The organism is Natrinema soli, assembly GCF_028618695.1.
This window is the reverse complement of sequence record NZ_JAQIVI010000215.1, coordinates 1-5,849: the sequence shown is the minus strand read 5'-3', so window position 1 is coordinate 5,849 and position 5,849 is coordinate 1. Positions and strand designations below refer to the sequence as shown.

Genomic DNA, 5,849 nt, shown 5'->3' with positions numbered 1-5,849 from the left:
CGGCGTTGGCCACGTCCGAGGCCTCCGCGCGCGTCGGCCGTCGGGCGTGGACCATCGAGTCGAGCATCTCCGTCGCGGTGATGACCGGCCGGCCCGCCTCGCGGCTCTTGCGGATGATCCGCTTTTGGATCATCGGAACGTCCTCCATCGGACACTCGACGCCGAGGTCGCCGCGCGCGACCATCACGCCGTAGGCGGCGTCGATGATCTCGTTCAGGTTTTCGACCGCGCCGGCGCGTTCGATCTTCGCGATGATGGGGATATCCGCGCCGTGCTCCTCCAGAACCTCGCCGACCTCGTAGACGTCGTCGGCGTCCCGGACGAAACTCGCTGCGACGAAGTCGACTTCTTTCTCGGCGGCCAGCTCGAGGTCCCGCCGGTCTTTCTCGGTGACGACGTCGAGGTCGAGTTCGACGCCGGGGACGTTGACTCCCTTGCGGCCGCCCAACTCGCCGCCGGTGTCGACCCGTGCGCGAACGGCGTCGCTCTCGTGATCATCCCGCTCCTCGCGGCCCAGAACAGTCGTCTCGATCAGGCCGTCGTCGAGCAGGATCCGGTCCCCCGGCTCGACGGCGTCGATCGACACCGAGAGTCCGACCACGTCCGGCGTCGCCTCCTCGCCCTCGACGAACCGAATTTCGGCCCCGGTCTCGAGGGGCACCGTCTCGTCGTCGGGCAGCGGCGCGGTCCGAATCTCGGGACCTTTCGTGTCGAGCATGACCGCGACGGGTTCCGTTCGCTCCTCGTCGACCGCGCGGACCCGATCGATCAGGTCGGCCCGATCTTCGAGGCTGCCGTGACTCGCGTTCAGCCGCGCGACGGACATCCCGGCCGCGGCGAGGTCTCGGATCGTCTCGCGATCGTTCGACGCCGGCCCGAGCGTACAGACGATCTTCGCGTTTCTCATGTCAGACGATACTGCCAGCATCGCCTAAAAGATGGTCACTTACTCGCGGCCGAGTTCCCGTCTCGGCGGCTCGCCGTCGAGCCGTCATCTGCCACGCCAACCGTTTTCCCCGGGTCACTCCTCCGATCCGATATGCCCACCTACGCCACGCTCGTCGATCTCGTCGATCGTGACGTCCAGAACGCGCAGGAGCTCGCGTCGATCTGGGGCGAGATCAGGACGGAGTTCGAAGAACACGGCGCGCAACTCCACGACTCCTACGCCGCCCTCGGCGAGTACGATTTCCTCATCGTCTTCGAGACCGACGACAACAAGGCGGCGTTCAAGTCGGCGCTGACGCTCCACCGGCACGGTCTCGAGGGGAAGACGATGGAAATCGTCGACACGGAGGACTTCTCGGACATCGTCGACGAGATCTGATCGAGACGTCGCGCCGGCGACGACGCCGGGCGGGAGCGCCGGTACAGCGGGACAGCAGACCGTATCAGCCCGCCGGCCGCTCGAGCAGCCGGGTGACGCGCTCGCCGCTGACCACTTCGGGGATGACGACTTCGTCGGCCCCGGCCTCGCGCGCGACCGACTCGTAAACCTCGTCGCCGACGCGGACGAGGATCTCGGCCGAGGACGCGGCCGTCCCGCTGACGATCGCGATCTGGATGTTGACGTTCGAGTCGTCGATCGCGGCGACGAGCTTCGTCGCCCGATCGACCCCGGCGGTTCGCAGCACCTGCTCCCGTCTGGCGTCGCCCTCCACGAGCAGGTGGCCGTCCTCCCGGGCGCGTTCCGCGTTGTCCGCGTCTATTTCGACGACGACGACCGACCGACCCGCCTCGGCGAACCGGTTGGCGATCGTCCGTCCGAACATGCCGTAGCCACAGACGATAACGTGATCGTCGCTGTTTTCGATTCGTCGTTGCATCGTTGCTCGTGAGACCTCCGTGGAAATCCGTCCCCCGAATAGCTCGGTGGCGACCGTCTCGCCGATCCACAGCCCCGAGAGGACGAGTCCGACCGTCACCAGAACGGCGTAGGCCTTCGTCGATCGTTCGGGACCGGCGTGCGTCTCGAAGTGGAGATCGATGCTCGTCGGGTCGATCATCCAGAACGCCGCCTCCACGAGGCCGACGTTTCCGAGCATCGCATAGCCCACGACCCCCGCGACGACGATCGCGACGAAGGCGCCGATCGGTGCGACCGTGTGGCGCAGGATCGGTCGATCCCTAACGTGTGGTATGCTATCAGGGAACACAGCTAGGAGTCCGTGCCACGATACAAATAGCTATCTGAGGTGGTCGTTATTGCGCGATCATCGGCGAGAAGGTCCGTCAACAGTGGGCAGAAGCAAGAAGAACTCCCGCTCAGTCGCGATACGGCGAGCCGATGGACGTCGAACCCGCTACTGCCTCGACTGTCGTCTCGAAGTATTCGCTTTCGGCTCGAGGGCAAGAATGCGCGGCGTCGCCCGACTGAGCGCGCTTCACCAGAGTCCGGCGAGATTCCCAAGCGCCATGAGGGAGAAGAGTGACAGTGCGATCACTAGTAATGCCGTCACTTCCGCCGATTCGGGAGTCTTCGGCATCTGTGTGAACCAATTTGACCGTGTATTCGTCCTGACGGACTCCCAGACGCTGCTGTCACTCTGTGCCATGTGGTACCAATGGATAGCATTCGTTATAGTAGTATTTGAGCTCAATTGACATTCGTGGGCCCTGGCGGTGAGTCTCTCGGCGTTTGGAACGTGAATGGCAGTCCAATACCTTCGAAAACAGGTCAAACGTTCGGGTCTCGAGATCCTTACTTGATCTTCTCGCCGACCGCGGCGTCGCCGTGGGTCGTCAGCAGATCCGCTTCCTCGCCGGCCGCGAGGATCATGCCGTTGGATTCGACGCCGAACAGTTCGGCTTTCTCCATGTTCGCCAGCAGCACGCACTTCGTCCCCGGCAGTTCCTCGAGGTCGTGGAGCTGCTTGATTCCCGCGACGATCTGTCGCGACTCGAAGCCGATGTCGACCTCGAGACGCGCGAGGTCGTCCGCACCCTCGATCCCCTCGGCCGTCTCGATCCGGCCCACGCGGATGTCGAGTTCCTGGAAGTCGTCGAAGCCGATCCGTTCGTCGGCCAGCGCCTCGAGGTCGCCGGTATCAGTCATACTGTCGGATTCGTCTCCCGGAGTGTCGTCGCTTTCGGATTCGGCCGCATCCGCTTCCGTCTCATCGTCGTCCGCGGCCGCGTCGACGCGCTCCTCGAGCTTTTCGGTCAGTTCAGCGACGCGGTCGTCCTCGATCTTCTCGAAGAGCTCGCCCGGTTCGTCGAAGCTCCGCGGCGGGGCCTCGAGCGCGTCCTCGAGGTGGGCGTCGGCAACGTCGCCGTCCTCGCCGATCTGCGCCCAGAGGTCCTGCGATTTGTCGGGGGTAATCGGCTCGAGGAGGACGACGACGGCCTTGGCGAGCTGGACGCAGTCGCGGATGACCTGCGCGGCCCGCTCGGGGCCTCGCGGCTCATCGCCGCTCGGCTCTTCCGAGGCGCTTCGCGCCTCACTATCCTCATCGGTGAGCTTCCAAGGTTCGTTGCGCTGGATGTACTCGTTACCGAACTGGGCGAGTTGCGTCGCGGCCTGACCGACCCCGCGCATGGAGTAGTCGTTGACGCTCTCGCGAACGTCGCCGATGGCGCCCTCGATGCGCTCGCGGACTTCCTCGGAGACGTCGGCGTCCGGCGTGCCCTCGTAGTTGCGGTAGGCGAAGAGCAGCGAGCGGTACCAGAAGTTGCCCACCGTGCCCACTAACTCGCCGTTGACCGTCTCCTGGAAGGCGTCCCAGGAGAAGTCGACGTCCTGCTGGAGACCGCCGGTCGTCGTCAGGTAGTACCGTAGTAGGTCGGGGTGGAACCCTTCCTCGAGGTACTCCTTGGCCCAGATCGCACGGTTGCGGCTCGTCGAGAGCCCCTTCCCGTTGATCGTGATGAAGCCGGTCGCGGCGATCCCGCGGGGCTTGTTGTAGCCCGCGCCCTCGAGCATCGCCGGCCAGAAGATCGAGTGGTGCTGAATGATGTCCCGGCCGATGACGTGCATGATCTCGCCGTCTCCCTTCCAGACGCGCTCCCAGTCGTACTCGTCCGCGCCGACGCGCTCGGCGTACTGTTTCGTGCTCGAGATGTACTCGATCGGGGCGTCGACCCAGACGTAGAGGACGAGGTCGTCACCGCTGTCGTCGGTCTCTCCGTTGGGGTACTCGATCCCCCAGTCCATGTCCCGCGTGATACACCAGTCCTGCAGGCCATCTTCGATCCACTGGCGCGGCTGATTGCGCGCGTTCGAGGTCCCCTCGAGCCCGTCCAAAAACTCGGTGAGGAAGTCGGTGAACTCGGAGACCTCGAAGAACTTGTGGCTCCGCTCGCGGTACTCCGCAGGGTTGCCCGTGATCGTGCTCGTCGGATCCTCGACTTCGCCCGGCTCGAGGTGGCGCTGACAGCCCTCGTCGCACTCGTCGCCGCGGGCCTTCGCGCCGCAGTAGGGACAGGTCCCCTCGACGTAGCGGTCGGGGAGGTACTGGTCGGCCTCGGGGTCGTAGGCGACCTGGATCTCCTTCTCGTAGATGTAGCCCTCGTCGTCCAGCGTGCGGACGATTTCCTGTGTGAGTTCGGTGTTCGTCTCGTCGTGCGTGTGGCCGTAGTTGTCGAAGTCGACGTTGAACTGCGGGAACGTCTCCTCGTACTGGCGGTGCCACTCCAGCGCGAAGTCTTCCGGATCGACGCCCTGCTGTTCAGCGTTGACCGCGACGGGAGTCCCGTGCATGTCCGATCCGCAGACGTAGATCGACTGCTGACCCAGCGTCTCGAGCGCGCGATTGAACGCGTCCGCGCCGATGTACCCCCGCAGGTGACCGATATGCAGGTCGCCGTTGGCGTAGGGCAACCCGCAGGTCACGACGGCGGGTTCGTCCGTCGGAAACTCGTCGTGGCTCATGGTCGTCACGTCGCGCTCGCGGGCGTAAAACCCGCCGGTTTCGATCGGCCGGCCGGCGACCGCTCTCGTTACAGCGAACGGTCACCCGACGTGGGGCGGCCCGCCGCCGAGCGGTGAATGAGTCTTCTCGCGCTATCGAACACCGTTTGAGAACTGCAGGCGTCTCCCCTTCAGCAACGAGAGAGAGGTATCGACGAGACCTTCGTCGGCGTTACCGCCGACAGCGATGGCTGTTTTCCGCTCTGTGTGCAGAAATACAGTAGACAACTCAAAAGTCCGCGTTTAAACGCACCATCGCTTATTACACTCGCACCATTCTCATGAACCATGGTAAGCCAGGTTCGGGAATATTTAGGGAAGCTGTATAATCCTGATCCGCAGGCGATGAAGATCATCCTTTTTAGCTCATCGTTTATTTTGTTCCTATTCTTCGTCAACCCCGACTTTGAGAACCCGTACTATATTTTCGGGCTTACATCGACAGTTCTCGTTCTCGTGTCCGCAATAGCCGTCCTCGTTTTTGAATAGATGAAATGATGGCGAGTGCTGTGGCAGAGATTTTACAGTCGAACCGACGGTGACTCGTTGACCTGTACTGATCGCTGGGGTAGCAAAACCACTGGTCAGTGAGGGTTGATAGCCACTCCCGTATCTAATCATCGCTCACGACGGGGACGCTCGCGCGCACCTCGAGCCGATCGAGATCGCCGATGAACGACGCTAGCATCTCGCGGGTGACGTGGGGCATGCAGACGATCCGTAGCTCACCCGTCGCGGTCCGCGAAATCCGCCAGCCCTTCGCCCGGAGCGCGTCGAACGTCGACCGCGGCACGTCGACCGCGACCAGCGGGAGCGTGGGATCGGCGACCCGATAGCCCCGTTTCTCGAGGGCGTCGGCCAGCCAGTCGGCGTTGTTCTGCGAGCGGACGTACTGGCGACGGTAGCCGCCGGGCCACAGCTCCTCCATCGCGGCGACGGC

General features: G+C 63.8%; 5 protein-coding genes and 1 pseudogene. 2 read left to right on the top strand and 4 right to left on the bottom strand.

Going from position 1 to position 5,849, the window contains the following annotated elements; translation table 11 throughout:
* The coding region (pyk, locus tag PGX04_RS14335) for a pyruvate kinase (RefSeq protein ID WP_273739141.1) at nucleotides 1-907 on the bottom strand (907 nt) is incomplete at its 3' end.
* 132 nt (nucleotides 908-1,039) lie between these two features.
* Here pyk and PGX04_RS14330 point away from each other — a divergent pair.
* Entirely contained in the window at nucleotides 1,040-1,327 is a 288-nt protein-coding gene (locus PGX04_RS14330) for a GYD domain-containing protein (protein ID WP_273739140.1), read from the top strand.
* A 64-nt stretch (nucleotides 1,328-1,391) separates the two neighbouring features.
* On the opposite strand, the gene PGX04_RS14325 is transcribed toward PGX04_RS14330, so the two are convergent.
* Together PGX04_RS14325 and metG are read right to left on the bottom strand one after the other, a co-directional pair.
* Entirely contained in the window at nucleotides 1,392-2,156 is a 765-nt protein-coding gene (locus PGX04_RS14325) for a potassium channel family protein (RefSeq protein WP_377042756.1), read from the bottom strand.
* A 545-nt stretch (nucleotides 2,157-2,701) separates the two neighbouring features.
* Complete coding sequence (metG, locus tag PGX04_RS14320; RefSeq protein ID WP_273739139.1) at nucleotides 2,702-4,870, bottom strand: methionine--tRNA ligase; 2,169 nt, start codon at nucleotides 4,868-4,870, stop codon at nucleotides 2,702-2,704.
* Nucleotides 4,871-5,197: 327 nt separating this feature from the next.
* Between metG and PGX04_RS14315 the strand changes: the two genes are divergently transcribed.
* Nucleotides 5,198-5,398: an acyl-CoA dehydrogenase gene (locus tag PGX04_RS14315; RefSeq protein ID WP_273739138.1), complete on the top strand. Its 201-nt coding sequence runs from the start codon at nucleotides 5,198-5,200 to the stop codon at nucleotides 5,396-5,398.
* A gap of 124 nt (nucleotides 5,399-5,522) precedes the next feature.
* Here the strand turns inward: PGX04_RS14315 and PGX04_RS14310 are convergent.
* Nucleotides 5,523-5,849, bottom strand: a pseudogene (locus PGX04_RS14310) (tyrosine decarboxylase MfnA); the annotation flags it as partial.

Coding starts and splice junctions, on each gene's coding strand:
- metG (WP_273739139.1), bottom strand. CDS start 4,870: ATGAGCCACGACGAGTTTCCGACGGACGAACCCGCCGTCGTGACCTGC.
- PGX04_RS14330 (WP_273739140.1), top strand. CDS start 1,040: ATGCCCACCTACGCCACGCTCGTCGATCTCGTCGATCGTGACGTCCAG.
- PGX04_RS14315 (WP_273739138.1), top strand. CDS start 5,198: ATGGTAAGCCAGGTTCGGGAATATTTAGGGAAGCTGTATAATCCTGAT.